The sequence below is a fragment of the Pseudonocardia sp. 73-21 genome (assembly GCF_001899645.1).
Classification (GTDB): domain Bacteria; phylum Actinomycetota; class Actinomycetes; order Mycobacteriales; family Pseudonocardiaceae; genus Pseudonocardia.
The window spans coordinates 75,630-92,762 of sequence record NZ_MKVV01000080.1 but is presented as its reverse complement, the minus strand read 5'-3'; the positions used below and the strand labels follow the sequence as shown (position 1 = coordinate 92,762).

The following is a 17,133-nucleotide window of genomic DNA, read 5'->3' as shown; positions in this document are numbered from 1 at the left end:
ACCGATCCTCCCAGCCCCGACCGTCCCGGCCAGGACCGACACGACCGGCTTTTTCAGGAGCGTCCTAGAGCCGGTGGGCCAGGCGCTCGACGAGTGGCGCCGCGTCCAGGAGCTGCTGCAGCTCGTCCGCGGTGAACCCCTCGGCGAGGACGGCGGCCAGGCTCTCGGTGCGCGCGGCCCGCCGGGCGCCGAGCACCGCCACCCCCTCGGCGGTGACGGAGAGGACCACGCGCCTGCCGTCGTCGGGATCGGGCCGCCGTTCGACGAGCCCCCGCGCCTCCAGCCCGCCCAGTGTCGCGCCCATCGACTGCGGGCTGATCTGTTCCTGCTTCGCCAGCGCGCTCGACGTGGCCGGCCCGCCGCGGTCGAGACGGGACAGCGCCGAGGTCTCCGGCAGCGTCAGCTCGGTGTCGTCGCGCACCTGGCGCAGGCGTCGCACGAGCAGGCCGATGCCGAAGCGCAGGGCCGCCGCGACGTCGTGGGGATCGGGGGTCACACGCGAAGGCTAAACTGATAAGTCTGGACTGAGCAATTCCTACCGGGAATCGTCGCGGAGCACCGCGTAGAGGACGCCGTCGTGGTACGCGCCGTCGCGCCACTGCGCCCCGCGTGTGACGCCCTCCCGCCGGAACCCCGAGGCCTCCAGTGCCCGCTGCTCGGCGACGTTCCCGACGTCGGTGTGCGCCTCGACGCGGTTCGCCGTCGTGTGCCGGAAGAACAGCTCCACGAGCGCCTTCTGCGCGGCGGTGCCGAGGCCGCGGCCGCGGAACTCCGGCCGCATCCAGATGCCGATCATCGGGCACCGCGACGCGCGGTTGGGCCCCCACTGCTGCCAGACCCAGCTGACGGTGCCCGCGACCTGCCCGTGCCCGTCGAGGACGGTGAGCCCGCCCTGCTCCTCCAGCTCGGCCCGTCGGGACTCCGCCCGGGGCGTCTCGGGACCGAACTCGTCGAAGGGGCTCTCACCGCCGCCGAGCAGCGGGAGGTCGGCGGCGTCCTGGGGTCGTAGGCTGATCATGGCGCCCAGTGTGCACGTTTGGCCTGGTCCCGGCCGGGCATCCGGTTGTGGTGACCATGCTGCTACGCGCACCCGGGGTGTACCGGGCCCAGGACGACACGTCCCTCCTCGTCGACGAGCTGAACCGCGGCGGCTTCGCACCCGGACGCGCCGTGCTCGACGTCGGCACCGGCAGCGGAGCGCTGGCCGTCGCGGCCGCCCGGGCCGGTGCGTCCGCTGTGACGGCCGTCGACCTGTCCCTGCGCTCGGTGCTGACCGCCCGCGCGAACGCCCGCCTGCACGGGGCCCGCGTGACCGTCCACCAGGGCGACCTGTTCGCCCCCGTCGCGGGGCAGCTGTTCGATCTCGTGCTCACCAACCCGCCGTACGTGCCGTCCCGCGGCGGGGTGCTGCCGCGGCACCGGATCGGCCGCAGCTGGGACGGCGGCCCCGACGGCCGGATGCTGCTCGACCGGATCTGCGCCGCCGTGCCCGCGCACCTGGCGCCGGGTGGCGTGGTGCTGCTGGTGCAGTCGGAGCTCTCGGGCGAGGACGCGACCCTGGACCGGCTCGCCGACGCCGGCCTCGATGCGACCGTCCGGACGCGGGCCCGTATCCCGCTGGGCCCGGTCCTGCGCCGGCGGCTGGCGGTCCTGCGCCGGGACGGCCTGATGGGTCCCGACCAGGACGACGAGGGGCTCGTCGTGATCGAGGCCCGCAGGCCGGGGTGACTCAGCCCCGCAGGCTGGACGCTCCCCGCGTCCAGCGTGCGAGGACCCGGTCGGCGAACCGGTCGGCGAGGAACTCGGCGGCCCGGATCCCGAACACGACGTCCGCCGCGAGGTGCGGCTCGGACGCCAGCAGCGGCGCGATCACGTTGCGCCGCACCACCTGCTCGTGCACCGCGTCGGCCTCCACGTGCTCGGCGTAGAACGCGATCGCCGCGTCCGGCAGCCCGAGGCGGCGGAACGCCCGCACGAGCCGGTCCGATCCGGGCGACGACGTGAGCTCGACGGCCGCGAACTGCCCGACCAGCGCCCCGCGCATCCCGCGGTGCAGCCCGCAGTAGGACATGAGGTTCACCTCGGCCAGCGTCTCGGCCGGGGCGGCGTCCAGGTGGGCGCCGTAGGCGGGATCGAGGTCGAGCGCGCGCATCATCTCCGCGAACAGCTCGCTGTGCATGCGACGGGCGTCGCCGGCGCCGTACTCGTCGTGCTCGACGGTCACCAGCCCGGCCTTCACCGCCCCGCTCAACCGGGGGATCACCCAGGCCTGGGGATCGGCCTCCTTGAGGTGGTAGAGCGAGCGGTGGGTCACGTACTCGCGCACCTGCCACGGCTCCCCCGTGGTGCGCAGGTACTGCGAGAGGCCCGCCGGCTCCACGGGTTCCACCAGCAGCGCGTCCAGCTCGGCGGTCACGTCGTCACCGGGCTCGACGTCGGCGCGCAACCGGTCGAGGAACGCGTGCTCCATCGCCGCGCGGATCGTCAGGACCGCGGGGTCCCACTCGCGCTCGTCGGGGACGCCGGCGAAGCCGCGGTAGTGCAGCTCGTAGAGGCAGTAGAGGGCGAGCTGGAGGTCCTCGCCGTAGGGATCGGCCCGCTCGACCGCGGGCAGCACCGTGACGCCGGAGCGCAACGCCTCGATCACGGCGTCGGACAGCGGGCCGCGCGGGGCGGGCAGGCGGGGGTCAGCGGACACGGCGGCGGTGGCTCGTGTCGCAGAACGGGGCGTTGCGGCTGCGACGGCAGACGCACAGGGCGGTGACGCTCCGGTCGGAGCGCACCACCGTGCCGTCGGGCAGCTCCACCTCGACCGGCCCGGCGACCAGCACGGGTCCGTCGCCGGTGAGGGTCACGCGGGTCGGTCGGGGCGTCATGTCAGCGGTCGATCCCGGCGGCGTCCTTGGCGACGGCCGCGTAGCGCGTCTGGGCGGCGGAGACGACGCCCGTGCGGTCCTTGTGCTTCTCCTCGAAGGCGAGCACGGCGTTGATGTCGTCGGGCTCGGACAGCTCGCGGATGGCGGCGATGGCGTTCTGCACCGTCAGCTCCTCGTAGTTCGCGATCGGCAGCTCCTCGACGGTGAGCGTGCCGAGGTTGCGGCGGGTGCCGTGGACGGCCCCCGCGACATCGTCGGCGCCGTCGCGGTTCGCGACCTGCTCGGCGCGCCGGAGCGCGGCGTTCCGGCCGGCCACGGCCACCTCGCGGGTGCCCTCGCCGATCCGCGTGACGGTGCCGGCCACGTCCTCGACGGTGCTGCGGGCGCTCTCGCCCGTGCGGACGACGGTGTGCACGGCGCGGTTGAACCCCGCGACGGCGACGCGGGTCGGCAGGCTCGCGGCGCGGGACACGCCGCCGGCGACGCGCTGCAGCGGCGTCGGGCGCAGCGCGGACGGGCCGCCGAGCGCCTCCTCGGCCAGCACGGTGGTGATCCACTCGACGGTGGCGGTGTGGGCGGTCACGAGGTCGTCGGCGAGGCGCCGGACGTCGCCGCGTCCCACGTGCTCGGCGACGGTGCGGACGTAGCGGGCGCGGTCGAGCAGCTGGTGCTCCAGCGCGAGGTCGTTGAACAGCGCCTCCTCGACGGGCTGCGACTGCTCGAGGGTGCTGGTGAACAGCGCGACGACGGCGGACACGGCCGGGCTGACGACGTCGGGCACCGCGTCGAGGGCCTGCAGCTGGGCGACGATGCGCTGGGTGCGGCGTACGCCATTGTCGGCGTTCTGCTCGAGCTCGCGGCGGACGGCGTCGGTCCGGGCCTGCGTCACGCGGACACGGCCGACCTTCACCTCGGTGCGGGTGAGCCGCTCCAGGGCCCGGAGCTGGGTGATGAGGGTCGCGGTGTTCAGGGACTGGGGTGTACGGGTTTCGGCCACGACAGTGGGTGCCCGGTGCGGGCGGAGCTACACGGGTATCCCGGAAAGGATCTCGCGGACGTGAGCCAGCCGACACCGTGCCCCCGGGGTGGCGGACGCGTACCTGCAGACCGGCGGCCCGGTCATCCGGCCGCTGCCGTCGAGCCGTCCGACGTACTGGATCTACCACGAGATCTGGTGTCTGCTCACCGAGCCGCGGAAGCTGAGCCGGCTGCGGACCATCCTGCGTGGCAAGGACGCGATACGCGCAGGACTGCGCCACGATCGACGGCTACGAGCACCACATCGCCTACGTCACGCCGGACGGCCGGTGGCGCTTCCCCACCGATCTGGGCGTGGACGCTCTCGCTGCGGCGGTGCCGATGGCGCCGGCCGACGGGATCGCGCACGTCGTGGGGCTGGGCGTCGACGTGATGGTGCCGCACATGTTCTGCGTTCCCGGCACGACCACCTACCGGGCGCAGTTCGACGTGCCGGGCATCCCGTACGTGGGCAGCACGCCCGCCGTCACGGCGAACAAGGCGTGGGCGAAGGCGATCGTCGCGGCCGCGGGCGTCGACGTCCCGCCCGGCGAGCTGCTCCGCCCCGGCGACCGGCCGACCCTCGCCCCTCCGGCCGTGGTGAAACCGGCGGACGCCGACAACTCGCTCGGTGTCGCGCTGGTGCGCAGCCGGGAGGACTACGGGCCGGCCCTGACGGAGGCCTTCACCCACTCCCCCTCCGCGCTCGTCGAGCGGTACGTCGAGCTGGGCCGGGAGGTGCGGTGCGGCGTCCTCGTCCGGGACGGGGGGCTGGTCTGCCTCCCGCTCGAGGAGTGCGCCGTCGACGACGTCCGGGACCACGCCCACAAGATCGAACGGACCGCCGACGGTGGCCTGAGGCTGGCCGCGAAGGACACCCCGAGGGCGGGGATCGTCGACCCGTCCGACCCGGTGACCGGCCCGGTGTGGGAGGCCGCGCGGCGCTGCCACGTGGCCCTGGGTGCGCGGCACTACAGCCTCTTCGACTTCCGCATCGACGCCGGGGGTCGCCCGTGGTTCCTGGAGGCGGGCATGTACTGCTCGTTCTCCCCGAAGAGCGTGATCGCGGTGATGGCGAAGGCCGCGGGCATCGGTGTGGACGAGCTGTTCCGGACGGCACTGGCTTCGGCCCTGGCGGCCGCGTAAACCTGTTGGCGACGGCACCGACGATCGCTACGGTCGGCATGCCGTGCGAGAGACCGAGGAGGTGGTACCCGTGAACGCAGTATCGACATGGGTGCTCCCCTCCGGGGCCACGGTCGGGCGATAGGTCGTCCGGGAGCGCCGCCTGCGAGCACTCCCGAAAGGCACGACCATGCGATTCACCACCGAACAGCGCCTCGACGACGGCGTCCTCGAGCGCCGGTTCACCCTCGGCGGGATCCCCGGAATCCTGTGGACGCCGGGTTCCGTGTCCGCGCCGGCCCCGCTGATCCTGCTCGGCCACCCCGGCGGTCTGGACCGGACGTACCCCCGCCTCAGCGCCCGGGCGCGGGCCTCTGCGGCGCAGGGCTGGGCCGCGGCCACCATCGAGCTCCCCGGGAGCGGTGACCGGCCGCGTCTCACCGCGGTCGAGGAGGCCCGCGCCGACATGCGCCGGGCGCTGCGGGCCGGCGAACCGGTCGACGACGAGACCGTGGACCGGCTCGTCCTCCCACTGGTCGACCAGGCGGTCCCGGAATGGCGATCCACCCTCGACGCCCTCGTCGCGCTGCCCGGGATCGGTGGCGCGGTCGGGTTCGCGGGAGGGGTGATCGCCATCGGCGTCCGGCTGGCGGTGCTCGAGCCACGCATCTCGGCCGCCGTCCTCTTCGCCGGAAGCTTCGTGCCCCGCGCCATCCTCGAGGAGGCCCGGCAGGTCACCATCCCGCTGCTGGTCCTGCTGCAGTGGGACGACGAGGGCAACGACCGGCAGATGGCCCTGGACCTGTTCGACGCCTTCGGAACCACGGAGAAGACGTTGCACGCCAACATGGGCGGCCACACCGGCGTCCCACAGTTCGAGGGGGACGACGGGAACCGCTTCTTCGCCCGCCACCTGACCTGAGGGGCGATCATGGGCCGGCACGCGAAACCCGTCCCGGGCCTCACGTGGTCCTCGGGTGTGGAGCGGATGACGGGAATCGAACCCGCATATTCAGCTTGGGAACCAGGTTGTCACGGTGGGCCAGGGGGTCTGACCTGCGCGCGGGCCCGGTCGGGCCAGGCCGTCGTTGACCGCTGTTGACCGGCCGGAATGGCCCGTGAATGGCCCGACGTGGCCCGCTGCTCGCGCTCGATGGCACGCCCACCCATCCCGGAGATCCGCCCGCCCGGCGAGGGCGATCTCTTTCGTAACGTGCTGATGATCGACGGCGACGTGCTGCACATGGGGCTTTGGATCAGCGTGCCGATCTTCCCAGGTATCCGAGTCGGGGGACGGGTGGGCGGCCGGACTCGGCGCCGTAAGAACAGCGAGCCTAGTGTTGGTGCTGTCCTCGTGCTGATCTTCGCTCTGATTCTCCTGGTGTACGCCGTCGTGAAGTTCTGGCAGGTCAGCCTGGTGGTTCTCGCGGCGTTGCTGCTGATCGCAGCCCCGTTCCTGATCGTCCAGCAGCGCAAGAGGACTGCTCCTGTCGCGTCGCCCACTCCCGTACCGCCTGCCCCGTCGGTCGATGACCTCGCTGCTCGTACTGCGTACTTCGTGGCTCAAGCCGAAGCTGCGCGGGAGCGGGCCCGGCAGGTCCGCGCAGCCCGACCGCAAGTCCCGCCACCAGCGTCAGAACTCGGGCCGTCCTATACGCCTCGTGGACTGATGGGGACCAAGAAGCGCCAGCGACCTGCGAATCCCAAATAGCGCGCACGCAGGCGGCACTGCCCGATGCAGTTGTCGGTGAACTGCGCCTGACCTGTGGCGATATTGTGTCCGACGCTCTGACCTGCCGGTTCGTGTCGTCTGGTGGTGGGCCTGATCGGCTCTGCCTTGTACCGGATTTGTACCGGTAGCTCTCTAGGGAGCTCGGTCAAGCCTGGCCAGGAATTCCGTTGTTAGGTCCTGCCACGCTTCGAGCGGAAGGTCACCGGCGATGACGCTCAGGACGAACTCAACGTCGGCCGGGTCCGTAAGGTCCAAGTCGTCAACGCTGGTGACAGTCCACCTGCCGTCAGCATCGGACCACCACACACCGGTGACCCTCTTACTGCTCGTCGCCCGCGTCGCGACACGTTGGCCGCCGGATCCATTTCGCATGTCGGTAGCGACCTGGGAGAAGGAACTCCGGTAGGCCCAGGATCGCCATGCGCCCTCGAACGCGAGGTCGACGGCAAACTTGTTGAGCGGCAGCTCAGACCGCCCGCGCAACAGAAGCCCAAGTGCGAGGCCCTGTGATACTGCGTTGCGTTGTTGGGTAGCGGTGAGCGGCATCGTGAGATCGTAGCGGCCGGCTCATGACGTTCACGGCCGTGTCTCGCTAAATCAAGATCGAGATAGGGACGTCGCGGAACTGGTTGGCGGTACCGCTTGTCTGCAGGTTAACCCAGGTGAAGCCCTGATCACGCAGGCCGTTGACCACGCCGCGGGTCGCGGGCTCGCCGACGTGAGTCCAGCCGTCCATGCCATTTGGCTGTGGCCGCGTCGCGCCACCCGTTGGCTTCCACGCGTTGTCGACCATGACGGTCTTGTTGGCGCTCGGCGGGAACTGTGCCTGCGCGCTCGCGAGTATCTGCAACCGCATGTGTAGAGAGGTTAGTCCTGCGTGACCGGCCCGTGCTGGGTAGTGCCGGGCGTCGTGATGCCTTCCTGCTGCCTTGCCGGCCGTTCTGATCTTGACCACGGCGGGACCGGAGCGTCATCTCCTCGACCTGGCAACGCCCGACCGCGCGGTGGTCCGGGCGCATCCTGCCCGCTGGTCGTGAGCCGATCTCGCCAAGCATGCGCCCGGGCCGCCGTGTGGTAGCCCTCCGGGAGGTCGAGGAGATGACGCGACCCGCACCCACCACCCTCACTGGGACGTGCGCCGCAGACCCTTCATCTCCGAGACCTGCCGCCCGGCGAGGGCAGACTGTGGACAGCTCTTGTAGCGCTGTGGATAACTCGAACGAGACTGTGGACAAGTCGTGCCTGCCTGTAGACAGGTCCACGAGCCACGGGTACAGTCGTTGCTGCGACCTCTGTCGACGAAAGAGCCCCGGGGCTCTGCTGCTTGCAGCTAGTTGACAGAGGTTTCGCTTTCTCTCGAGTTAATAATAATGATGTGTACCACTTCTGAATATGTCGAAGTCCCCACGTATTTTATTTGCGATCAGATTGTACGACCGTAGATCGTTCCGCTCATATTTGCGGGACACTGCCCATGTGCAATAGTCGGCGACCTGCAGGCAGGGATCGCTGGCGTTGGGCCAGAAAGCAAGGACGCGCGGAACCCGATAGCTGACACACTGACTCAGTACGTCATTCACCGACTGTCGAAAGACTGCCCTGCTCTTCTTGGTTCCGATCTCAGCAGCTGCAAGAAAGAGTGAGTCACCCTGGTGGATTTCGCGAGATGCGAGATGTCTAAGGTGGTAGAACCAGCAGTACTTGTAGAACATGTGTTCGCTGGTTCTTAGCTGGGGCTGAGCCTTGGACTTCTCGAACATGGTTGCGTAGAACGTGAAGTCATGGCGACCAATAACCTGGAAAACTTCATCACGCACGGCCTGCGCGTCACAGGTGGCATGGAAGTACGAGTCCAGGCCCTGGTTTCGCCAGGCTAGGGTGCGCCGGAGCTGGCCAAGCTCAGCTGAGAGGGCTTCCGGCTGATTGTCGCGGAGAACGATCGTGCCAACACCGAAATACTTGCTGGCGCCATTATTTCGCGAGAAATCAAAGTTGCCCGTCTCATCTGCGAAGACGTAGACGGTTGCCACTGCGACCTCCGTAGAGTCTGATCGATCCCCCCTGAAGATACACGTAAGGACCGAAGCGGTGAAACCGCAAGACGCTGCTGGGTAACTGGTCCTACATGCCCGTCGTGCGCGGACTAGACTCCGACTGCGCACGGAATTAATTGTCGGAGTCTAGTCCGCGCACGACGGGCGGTTCTCGCTCATCAGTGAACGACACACTGCTCTAATTAGGTGAAAGTTGAAGAGGTGCCGGGAGTCCTGCGGCGCCCTCGCGCGCAGCCGTGCGCCGCGCGGGGACCGGCCGGAGGCCGCATGCCCCGCGCGAGCGTTCGCGGCTGCATCAGGCAGAGCGCCGCGCGGCGCCGTCAGGCGCCGCCTTGAACAAGTATGGAAAGTCTGAACACGCAGGTGAGCGGCATGCGCGCCTAGGAAACGTAGGGGAGTTTTGACGCTCGGGTGATGTCGTCGAGGTGGGTGATGACGGCCTCGGGGTGCTGGGCCTGGAGGGCGCCGACCTTGCCGGGCTTGTTCGCGTAGGCGACGGCGGCGACTCCGGCGTGGTGTGCGGCGATGATGTCGGTGTCGGAGTCCCCGATGAGGATGCACTGCTCGGGCCTGGCCCGGTTGTCCGCGATGGCCTGATGGACCAGATGGGGGCTTGGTTTCAGGAGCGCGGGGTTTGGCTCGGCACGAGCGATCACACCCCGGATGAGGTCGTGCAGGCTGTGGGCAGTGATGAAGGCGTGGACGGCGGCGGTGGAGTTGTTGCTGACGACGGTGGTGCGGTGCGCGCTGTCTCGGAGTGCGGCGAGTGCGGCGTGTAGCCCGTCGGTGATCGGGGCTGTGGAGACGGCCTGTACCTCCTCGATGCGCAACAGGGCTTCAACGCGTGCCGCATCGTCTGGCCCGTTCTGGGCTGCCGCTTTGAGGACGTCGAACGGGTCGCCGGTTCCGTCGAGGTCGGCGCGGAGCTGCACACCTTGGCCGCGTGCGGCCTGGGTAAGTCGACGGGCGACCTCCGGTGCACTGAGCGTCCCGCCGAACACGGCGCACATGGGGCCGTCGAAGTCGAGCAGTACAACCGGGCGCTCTGCGAGCAGGGCGGCGAGGTTCACCGGGTGGGCTCGCGGGCGACGCTGTCCCAGATGCTGTCGAACCACATGGCCGACTGGGCGATGTACTGCGACGCCATGGAGTCGGGGTCGTTGTCGGCGCTGTGGTGGAACAGGGTGGCGTCCTTGCCCATGAGGTCCCACATCGCGGTGGGCTCGTTGTCGAGCTTCACCGTGTGCTCCTGCACGGGGTAGTAGCCGAAAAATGCTTCGGCGTTGTTGATCAGGTAGAGCTTGAACAGCGGTACCGCGGGCACCACGCGGATCTCGGCGTGCGCGTCGGCGATGAGGCCGAGCTCGCCGAGCTCGTTCACCGCATCGACGATCGCGTAGGTGTGACGCTCCATGATTCGACCGGCTCTCTTGCGGAACGCTGGGCTGTCGGTGAGGTCGTCCACTCGGGCGGGCAGGGTCCATGGATCGTGCGGGTCGGGTACAAGGATGCGGACGTGGATCGACTCCGGGCGTAGCCGGCCGGCGCGCACCTTGTCGATGGGCTCGGCGATCGCGCCGTGCAACGTCTCGCCGGAGAACCCGGCGAAGTCGATCGAAACCTTGGGCTCCTCGAAGGCTCGTTCGAGATGCGGCCGAAGGCCGACGGGGCGTTCGGTGCGCTCGCGGACGTAGACGCCGCTCCCCTGCCTCGACACGATCAGGCCCTCGTCGCGCAGGATGCGGATGGCCTGCTGCACGGTCATGCGCGCGACGCCGTAGCGCTTCGCCAGCTCGGGCCCCGACGGCAGCTTGTCCCCCGGCTTGAACGTGCGCGTCAGGATCGCAGCACGCAGAGCGTTCGCCACCTGCTGATAGGGCGGTCGGGGGTCGTCGGGGTCGAGATTTCGCATCCGGTCACTCTACGTGCATCTCGCATAGGATTGCTAGCCAACCTACGCAGGTTCGCGCACTCCCCTTCACATGGCTAGCCAAGCTGTGCTAGCTTGAACCTGCCTAGCCAAGCTAGAGCGGTTCCGATTGAAGGAGGAGAAGTCATGCGAGACATCCCGGTGGTGCTGGACGGCTACAAGCTCACGGTGGTGGAGCCCCCGGCGCCGAAGATGCGCGAGGACGCCAACGGCAACCTCGTGCCCGCGACCACCCGTGACGGCGTGACGCAGTTCGTGGTGTCGCTGTTCGCGAAGCTGCGCACGGCACCCGGTCAGCGGGCCCCGAAGGGCGAGGAGATCAAGGTGACCCTGGAGACCGACCCCGGCGACGGGTTCGGCGAGGACGTGCGGGTGGCGTTGGTGAGCCCGCGGATCAACGCCTACCAGATCGACAACGCCGACGGCCGCTCGATCTCCGGCATCTCGTTCAAGGCTGTCGGTCTGGCCCCTGCCGGTCCGGCTCCGGCGTCGCGGGGGGAGAAGTGAGCACCCCGCCCCGGCGTCTGTCGCTGACGGTGGATGCCCTGGTGTGCTCCGAGACGGTGATCAAGCCCCGCATCTATGCCGGGGAGAACCGGGTGGTGATGTCGCTGCACGGTGACGGGATGTGCGACCTGCACGTCTACACCGACCGCATCGAGCTGGTGCGGCTGCGCGATGCCCTCACCGCCGCGTTGGCCGACCTCGACACCGCCCGCGCCACCCTGGCCGACTCGCAGGACGCGGCGTAACCCGCTCCTGCCCGACTGCTCGCCCCGCCCGTTCCGGGCGGTGATCCGCCGCCGAATCTTCGGCCCGCGGTTGTTTCTTGACAATTCCACAGTTGCTACACCATGCCCGAAATCGGCCCCGACAACCGTCGCGGCCGATCGATATCGACTCATCCACACCGAGAGGTGATCCCCCATGTGGATATCTGAATGCGAGATGTGTTCCGGATCCGGGGCCTGCGATCCCTGCCAGGGGTACGGGGTCTTGTCGGACTCGTATCCGAATGCCGGTGACGGTCCGGACTGCGATGCCTGCGACGGAACCGGAACCTGCCCGAACTGCGCCGGGACCGGCGACGAGATCCACGACAACTCCACCACCAACGTCAACGGCTGCGCGGTCTCGGATGAGGCCGGCTGGAAGGCGAGTGCCTGATGACCACCACCACGACCCACCCCAACAAGACCCACCCCAAGACCCGCACCCACGGCGTGGCCCGGCTGGTCCGGCGCCTGGAGCGCGAACGCCGCCACTGGACCCGTCCCGCCCCGGACACCACCGAGATTCCGACGGAGATGGCGTGGCGGGCCGGGGTCGCCGAAGGGCTCCGCCTGGCCCAGACCGCGATCCGGAAGGGGGTCTGACCTCATGGCCACCATGACCTCCACCGCTGGTAGCGCGGTGCGCAGCACCCGTCAGTGGGCCAAGCAGCGCGCCGACAAGCGGGCCCTGGCCCGGTTCGGCGAGTTCTGGGCCGCCCTACAGCACGTGGGCGATGTCCTGGCCGAGGCGGAGAAGCTCGCGAAGAACGCCGACGACAACGCCTGGACCAACCGCAACACCCGGCACTGGAACATCGCCACCTCCGACGAGGTGAAGTCCGCGGTCAAAGGCTGCCGCTCGTCGCTGCGCATCATGTCCGCCCAGGCGAAGCGGTTCGAACCGGAACTGATCCTCAAAGACTGGAGACGCTGAGCCATGTCGAATGTCGACCGAATGATCGAAGACCTCGACTCCGCCATGCGTCAACTCCGCGAAGCAATGCGCGGAATCCCGATCCGGCGCGGCTCGTTCAAGCGCACCCACGACAACCTGGCCCGGGATATCGCGAAAGCGGCCACCATGATGGACGCCGCCCGACCAGTACTCCGCAAGAACTAGCACGGCTACACCCCGCTATTCCCGGGCCGGGACGCACGACTCCATTCGCTCTGCGTCCCGGCCCGTTCCATGCCCAAACCCGATCACTTTGCGAAGGAAATGCCATGTCTCTCATGACCTCGAAGAATCACCGCCACCCGCGCGGCGGGACCGTCGCCGCCCGACCCTCGACCCGCTCGACCGGCGCGGAGATCCGCGCGCTGGCGTGGCTGATGCGGCACCCGCTGTTCCTGCTCGCCCCGGTCGCGCTGCTGGTCGCCCTGCGGCTGTCCGGACCGATCACCCCGATGGCCACCGTGTGCGGGCTCGCCCTCGGCCTGATCGTGTGGTGGCGGGCGCACCCGGCCACCTTCGACCGGTGGATGGCCCCTCGGGTGCGGTCGGTGTGGCGGAGCTGGACGGCCTACCGCGGCCGCCGCTGGCGCGGCGTCCTCGACGACTGCGACCTGACCCGGGAGCAGCGCCGCACAGGCACCATCCTCACCCCGCGGGTGCTGCGGGTCCGCGCGGTCACCCCCTCGATCGACACGCTCAGCGTCCGGATGGTGCGCGGGCAGGATGCCGACACCTTCACCGAACGGGCCCCCGCGCTCGCCGACGCGCTCGGTGCGCATCGGGTGGCGGTGACCCGGGCCCGGCCCGGGGTGTTGTCGATGGTGGTGGAGCGGCGAATGCCGTTCCCGCACACGCTGCCCGCCACCCCGATCCCGGCGTCGTCGGATCTGGTCGACCTGCGCGCCCTGGACATCGGCGACAACGAACGCGGCGAGCCGTTCACCCTGTGCGTGCGACGCAAGCACCTCCTGGTCGTCGGCGCCTCCGGCTCCGGCAAGGGCTCGCTGCTACAGAACCAGCTCCGCGCGATGGGCCCGATGATCCGCGACGGCCTCGTGCGCATCTGGGTCATCGACTTGAAGGGCGGCACCGAGACCGACCGCGGTGCGGCGCTCTATCACCGCTGGGCCACCACCATGGACGCCGCCGTCGCCCTGTTGACCGACTTCCGGGACTCGATGATCGCCCGGCAAGCCTGGATGCGCGCGGAGAAGGTGCGCTCCTGTCCGGTCACCGCCGACACCCCGCTCGAGCTGCTGGTGATCGACGAGATGGCGATGCTCACCGCCTACGGCGACCGCACGGCTGTCCGCGAAGCCCTGCGCCTGCTCGCTGAGGTGCTGACGCAGGGCCGGGCCGCGGATCACACGGTGGCCGGCTACGTCCAGGAGCCCACCAAGGACGTCGTCGACGTGCGGGATCTGTTCACCACCCGCATCTGCCTCGGCGTCACCGCCGCCTCCCACGTCGACATGGCCCTCGGCGACGGCGCCCGGGACCGCGGGGCCCTGGCCGATCAGATCCCCGGGGATGAGGCGCACGCCGGGATCGGGTTCGTCATCGACCCCATCACCCGGCTCCCGATCCGGTTCCGCGCCGGGTTCGTCACCGACCACGACATCGACGAACTCGCCGCCCGCTGCGCCCCGTACCGGCCCACCGGGCAGGTCCTCGACTTCCCCCACCACCCCACCCACGACGAGACCGACGACGAGAACGGACAGGAGGACGCGTCATGAACACCCTCACCGACCACCGCACCCACGAAGTACGCCTGCTCACCGGCGTGATCACGGCCATCTGCGCCACCGCCTGCGCCACCTCGGTCCTGCCGGGGCTGGAGGACCTGATCACCCGGGCCCTGATCCTCGGCGCCGTCCTCGTCGCCCTGGGCGTGCTCGCCCGGCTCGCCCTCCGGTCGGTGCGGGAACGACGCGAGGACCGGGAGGACGCCCTCATCGCGGCGATCTGGCGGGCCGAGCACGCCGCCTCCCATGTCGCCCTACCGACCGCGGCTGACCGGGCCAGCGATGTGGCTTGGCTGCGGGAGGTGGCCTGATGTGGGACGTCACCGGATGGGCCGCCGCGACCTGGCTCAAAACCACCCTCGCCCTCGCCGTCCTCGTCGCCGGCTCCTGGCTGTGGCTCGGCGCCTCCTCCGGGCTGTTCGTGCTCATCTGCCTCGGCGCCGCCCTCACCGAGACCCACGTGACCCGCCAACTCGTCCGCGAGTGGACCCATGAAGCGTCACTGCGGTGGTGGTGGCGATGACCACCACCCACACCAGCACCGGCGACACCGGCGGGCAGCTCGACCTGTTCGGCAACCCGACCCCCGACGACCCTTCCCCTTCCTCGGGTTCGGGTCGGCGGGGCGGGCCGGAAACCAACGACGTCGACCTCGTGCGCCATGTCGCCGGGAACGCCACCCGGGGGCTGTACCTGCTCGTCGGACGCGGTGAACGGGTCTACGCCCGAGCCGACGGCCCCGACAGCGACCACGTGGTCCGCGTACCCCGCTACGAGGAAGACGCCGTCCACCAACTCCTCGCCCGGTCCTGGCTGACCCGCGGCGGTACCCACCCGGTCCGCTGCGGCGCCGCCTCGCTCCAAGGGACCGCGGTCCTGGCCCCGAAAGCCACCCGCACCCGCGTGGCCCGGTGGGAGCACCTGGCCCGACCCGCGAACTGGCACACCGACACCAGGAAGGCCCACCGATGACCACCACCCCCACGGCTGCGGTCGAGCTGGACGCCACCGCGCTGGCCGTGCTCCGCCGCGCCGCGCGCGCCGGCTACGCCCTGATCGGCCCGCACGACCGGGTCTGCCGCCTGGATATCTCGACCCCGTCCCGGCCGCTGACGGTCGAGATCGGCCACGACGAACACGACACCGTCCACGCCCTCACCGTCGCCGGGCTGCTGCACCTCGCCGACACCTTCCCGATCAGCGACCACGGCCAGACCCGCCGCGCCCACGGGCTGCGCCTGACCTGCCACGGCCGACGAGCCCTCGACACCCAGGAGCGCCGATGACCACCACCTCAACGTCTGACGATCTCGTCTCCGCCCGGCTGCGCTCCACCGGCTACCCGGCCTGGCGGGCCCAGGTCGAGGCCACCGGAGGATGCGCCGCACCGATCCACCTGCGCGGCGCCTCGGCCGTCCTCGACCGCGACGGCGCGATCCTGCTCGAACGCTCCGGGGACGTCCTGGCCCCGTGCGGCAACCGCCGAGAGTCGGTGTGTCCGGCCTGCTCGCAGCGCTACGCCGCCGACGCCTTCCACCTGCTGCGTGCCGGGCTCGCCGGGGACGACACCAAGGGCGTCCCGGCCACGGTGACTGACCGGCCACGGGCGTTCCTCACCCTCACCGCGCCCTCGTTCGGGCCCGTGCACGCCCGGAAGGTCACCCATCGCGGGTTCGTCGTCCCCTGCCGGTGTGCCGAGCGCCACCACGTCGACGACCCCCGCATCGGCACCGCGATCGACCCCGACACCTACGACTACGTCGGAGCGGTGCTCTGGCAGGCCCACGCCGGAGCGCTCTGGGCCCGGTTCACCACGTGTCTGCGTCGCGCCCTGGCCGCCGAGCTCGGCATCCGGGCGCGGGAGTTCCGCGACCATGCCCGGCTGTCCTACGCGAAGGTTGCGGAGTACCAGCGGCGCGGGCTCGTGCACTTCCACGCCATCATCCGCCTCGACGGCCCCGACGGCCCGGCTGATCCCGCACCGGCAGGGCTCGACCACACCACCCTGCGCGCGGCGATCACCCGGGCCGCCACCGCGGCGGTGCTGACCGTGGCCCGCCCGGACGGGACCGCGCTGGACCTCGCCTGGGGTGCGCAACTCGACCTGCGCGCGGTCACCCCGTCGGCGGCCGGGCAGGTCGAGAACGACCAGGGCGAGATGACCGACGCGGCGTTGGCCGGCTACATCGCCAAGTACGCCACCAAGGGCACCGGGGCCACCGACGGCGCGGACCGGCCGATCCGGGATCTCGACCACGTCCAGTACCTCGAGGTCACACCGCATCACCGACGCATGATCGAAACCGTCTGGCACCTCGGCGGCCTCGATCAGTACGACGAGCTGAACCTGCGCCGGTGGGCCCACATGCTCGGGTTCCGCGGGCACTTCCTGACCAAGTCCCAGCGCTACTCCACGACCTTCCGCGCCCTCCGGGCTGACCGACGGGCATGGCGGCTACGGGCCGAACTCGACGCCCTCGACACCGCCACCGACGACCCCGACCGGATCCCGATCGACCTCGACACGGTCACCGTGATCAACGACTGGGTGCCCGTCCACTTCGGGCACCGCGACGACGGCGAACGCGAACTGGCCGCCGCTGTCGCCGAACGCCACCAGCAACAGCGACGGAGCAAGATTGACACCAGGAGAGCAGCGTCATGACCACTCCTCTTCGCGCCTCCGGCTCCTACCTGACGGTCCCGGAGTCGGCCGCGTACCTCAACACGTCCCATCGGTTCGTCCGGCGCCTCGTCGCAGAACGGCGGATCGCCTTCCACAAGGTCGGCGCCCACGTCCGCATCGCGGTGGCGGACCTGGAGGCCTTCGTCCAGGCGGGCCGCGTCGAGGCCGTCACGGCGTCCTCGGTGCTGCGCGACCTGCAGGGGGTGGCGTAGATGGCCAACAAGCCCGGACACCGAC

Annotated in this window: 26 protein-coding genes; 16 read left to right on the top strand and 10 right to left on the bottom strand. The window is 70.1% G+C overall.

Translation table 11 applies throughout. From position 1 onward, the window contains the following. Positions 1 to 64: 64 nt before the first annotated feature. Together BGP03_RS25330 and BGP03_RS25325 are read right to left on the bottom strand one after the other, a co-directional pair. On the bottom strand, positions 65 to 496 hold the full coding sequence (locus tag BGP03_RS25330; protein ID WP_298798060.1) for a MarR family transcriptional regulator: 432 nt from the start codon (positions 494 to 496) through the stop codon (positions 65 to 67). A 39-nt stretch (positions 497 to 535) separates the two neighbouring features. After that, positions 536 to 1,018: a GNAT family protein gene (locus BGP03_RS25325; protein ID WP_298798059.1), complete on the bottom strand. Its 483-nt coding sequence runs from the start codon at positions 1,016 to 1,018 to the stop codon at positions 536 to 538. A gap of 56 nt (positions 1,019 to 1,074) precedes the next feature. Here BGP03_RS25325 and BGP03_RS25320 point away from each other — a divergent pair, with 56 nt between their 5' ends. Next, positions 1,075 to 1,728 carry a HemK2/MTQ2 family protein methyltransferase gene (locus BGP03_RS25320; protein ID WP_298798057.1) on the top strand — a complete coding sequence of 218 codons (654 nt, stop codon included), beginning with the start codon at positions 1,075 to 1,077 and terminating at the stop codon, positions 1,726 to 1,728. A gap of 1 nt (position 1,729) precedes the next feature. Here BGP03_RS25320 and BGP03_RS25315 read toward each other — a convergent pair whose 3' ends face one another. Genes BGP03_RS25315 through BGP03_RS25305 form a run of 3 tightly spaced genes read right to left on the bottom strand, consistent with a single transcriptional unit; the run spans position 1,730 to position 3,873 of the window. Next, complete coding sequence (locus BGP03_RS25315) at positions 1,730 to 2,698, bottom strand: iron-containing redox enzyme family protein (protein WP_298798055.1); 969 nt, start codon at positions 2,696 to 2,698, stop codon at positions 1,730 to 1,732. After that, complete coding sequence (locus tag BGP03_RS25310) at positions 2,688 to 2,876, bottom strand: CDGSH iron-sulfur domain-containing protein (RefSeq protein WP_296370527.1); 189 nt, start codon at positions 2,874 to 2,876, stop codon at positions 2,688 to 2,690. Before BGP03_RS25310 ends, BGP03_RS25315 begins: the two co-directional genes overlap by 11 nt. Position 2,877: 1 nt before the next feature. Beyond that, the gene (locus BGP03_RS25305; protein WP_296370526.1) at positions 2,878 to 3,873 is read right to left on the bottom strand and encodes a ferritin-like domain-containing protein; all 996 of its coding nucleotides are present in this window, start codon (positions 3,871 to 3,873) and stop codon (positions 2,878 to 2,880) included. A 227-nt stretch (positions 3,874 to 4,100) separates the two neighbouring features. On the opposite strand from BGP03_RS25305, the gene BGP03_RS25300 reads away from it, so the two are divergent. From BGP03_RS25300 to BGP03_RS25290, 3 genes are all read left to right on the top strand, one after another. Beyond that, complete coding sequence (locus tag BGP03_RS25300) at positions 4,101 to 5,039, top strand: D-alanine--D-alanine ligase (protein WP_296370525.1); 939 nt, start codon at positions 4,101 to 4,103, stop codon at positions 5,037 to 5,039. 169 nt (positions 5,040 to 5,208) lie between these two features. Beyond that, complete coding sequence (locus BGP03_RS25295; protein ID WP_298798053.1) at positions 5,209 to 5,940, top strand: alpha/beta hydrolase; 732 nt, start codon at positions 5,209 to 5,211, stop codon at positions 5,938 to 5,940. Positions 5,941 to 6,231: 291 nt separating this feature from the next. Next, on the top strand, positions 6,232 to 6,729 hold the full coding sequence (locus BGP03_RS25290) for a hypothetical protein (protein WP_299737749.1): 498 nt from the start codon (positions 6,232 to 6,234) through the stop codon (positions 6,727 to 6,729). Between the two features lie 153 nt (positions 6,730 to 6,882). Here the strand turns inward: BGP03_RS25290 and BGP03_RS25285 are convergent, their stop codons facing one another. From BGP03_RS25285 to BGP03_RS25265, 5 genes are all read right to left on the bottom strand, one after another. After that, on the bottom strand, positions 6,883 to 7,296 hold the full coding sequence (locus BGP03_RS25285; protein ID WP_298798049.1) for a hypothetical protein: 414 nt from the start codon (positions 7,294 to 7,296) through the stop codon (positions 6,883 to 6,885). Between the two features lie 46 nt (positions 7,297 to 7,342). Further along, positions 7,343 to 7,606, bottom strand: coding sequence for a hypothetical protein (locus tag BGP03_RS25280; protein WP_298798047.1), 264 nt, complete (start codon positions 7,604 to 7,606; stop codon positions 7,343 to 7,345). Positions 7,607 to 8,111: 505 nt separating this feature from the next. Next, entirely contained in the window at positions 8,112 to 8,780 is a 669-nt protein-coding gene (locus BGP03_RS25275; RefSeq protein ID WP_298798045.1) for a DUF3800 domain-containing protein, read from the bottom strand. A gap of 404 nt (positions 8,781 to 9,184) precedes the next feature. Continuing rightward, positions 9,185 to 9,874, bottom strand: a complete 690-nt coding sequence (locus tag BGP03_RS25270) for an HAD hydrolase-like protein (protein WP_298798043.1) — start codon at positions 9,872 to 9,874, stop codon at positions 9,185 to 9,187. After that, positions 9,871 to 10,716 (bottom strand): GntR family transcriptional regulator, encoded by an 846-nt coding sequence (locus BGP03_RS25265; RefSeq protein ID WP_298798042.1) that lies wholly within the window; start codon positions 10,714 to 10,716, stop codon positions 9,871 to 9,873. Before BGP03_RS25265 ends, BGP03_RS25270 begins: the two co-directional genes overlap by 4 nt. A gap of 144 nt (positions 10,717 to 10,860) precedes the next feature. Between BGP03_RS25265 and BGP03_RS25260 the strand changes: the two genes are divergently transcribed. The 12 genes from BGP03_RS25260 to BGP03_RS25205 all read left to right on the top strand — a co-directional run bounded on the left by BGP03_RS25260 (position 10,861) and on the right by BGP03_RS25205 (position 17,108). Continuing rightward, a complete protein-coding gene (locus BGP03_RS25260) occupies positions 10,861 to 11,241 on the top strand; it encodes a hypothetical protein (protein ID WP_298798041.1) in 381 nt (126 codons plus the stop codon). Beyond that, a complete protein-coding gene (locus tag BGP03_RS25255) occupies positions 11,238 to 11,486 on the top strand; it encodes a hypothetical protein (RefSeq protein ID WP_298798039.1) in 249 nt (82 codons plus the stop codon). Before BGP03_RS25260 ends, BGP03_RS25255 begins: the two co-directional genes overlap by 4 nt. 414 nt (positions 11,487 to 11,900) lie before the next feature. Next, positions 11,901 to 12,110 carry a hypothetical protein gene (locus BGP03_RS25250; protein WP_298798037.1) on the top strand — a complete coding sequence of 70 codons (210 nt, stop codon included), beginning with the start codon at positions 11,901 to 11,903 and terminating at the stop codon, positions 12,108 to 12,110. Positions 12,111 to 12,114: 4 nt separating this feature from the next. Further along, on the top strand, positions 12,115 to 12,441 hold the full coding sequence (locus BGP03_RS25245) for a hypothetical protein (RefSeq protein WP_299737742.1): 327 nt from the start codon (positions 12,115 to 12,117) through the stop codon (positions 12,439 to 12,441). Between the two features lie 21 nt (positions 12,442 to 12,462). Continuing rightward, positions 12,463 to 12,627, top strand: coding sequence for a hypothetical protein (locus BGP03_RS25240; RefSeq protein ID WP_298798033.1), 165 nt, complete (start codon positions 12,463 to 12,465; stop codon positions 12,625 to 12,627). A 113-nt stretch (positions 12,628 to 12,740) separates the two neighbouring features. Next, positions 12,741 to 14,201 (top strand): FtsK/SpoIIIE domain-containing protein, encoded by a 1,461-nt coding sequence (locus tag BGP03_RS25235; RefSeq protein ID WP_298798031.1) that lies wholly within the window; start codon positions 12,741 to 12,743, stop codon positions 14,199 to 14,201. Next, the gene (locus BGP03_RS25230) at positions 14,198 to 14,521 is read left to right on the top strand and encodes a hypothetical protein (RefSeq protein ID WP_298798030.1); all 324 of its coding nucleotides are present in this window, start codon (positions 14,198 to 14,200) and stop codon (positions 14,519 to 14,521) included. The genes BGP03_RS25235 and BGP03_RS25230 overlap by 4 nt, the downstream gene beginning before the upstream one ends. Further along, positions 14,521 to 14,733, top strand: a complete 213-nt coding sequence (locus tag BGP03_RS25225; protein ID WP_298798028.1) for a hypothetical protein — start codon at positions 14,521 to 14,523, stop codon at positions 14,731 to 14,733. The genes BGP03_RS25230 and BGP03_RS25225 overlap by 1 nt, the downstream gene beginning before the upstream one ends. After that, positions 14,730 to 15,182 (top strand): hypothetical protein, encoded by a 453-nt coding sequence (locus BGP03_RS25220; protein ID WP_298798026.1) that lies wholly within the window; start codon positions 14,730 to 14,732, stop codon positions 15,180 to 15,182. The genes BGP03_RS25225 and BGP03_RS25220 overlap by 4 nt, the downstream gene beginning before the upstream one ends. Further along, complete coding sequence (locus tag BGP03_RS25215; protein WP_298798023.1) at positions 15,179 to 15,496, top strand: hypothetical protein; 318 nt, start codon at positions 15,179 to 15,181, stop codon at positions 15,494 to 15,496. Before BGP03_RS25220 ends, BGP03_RS25215 begins: the two co-directional genes overlap by 4 nt. Then, entirely contained in the window at positions 15,493 to 16,875 is a 1,383-nt protein-coding gene (locus BGP03_RS25210) for a replication initiator (protein WP_298798021.1), read from the top strand. The genes BGP03_RS25215 and BGP03_RS25210 overlap by 4 nt, the downstream gene beginning before the upstream one ends. Next, entirely contained in the window at positions 16,872 to 17,108 is a 237-nt protein-coding gene (locus tag BGP03_RS25205) for a helix-turn-helix domain-containing protein (RefSeq protein ID WP_298798020.1), read from the top strand. Before BGP03_RS25210 ends, BGP03_RS25205 begins: the two co-directional genes overlap by 4 nt. Positions 17,109 to 17,133: the final 25 nt, after the last annotated feature.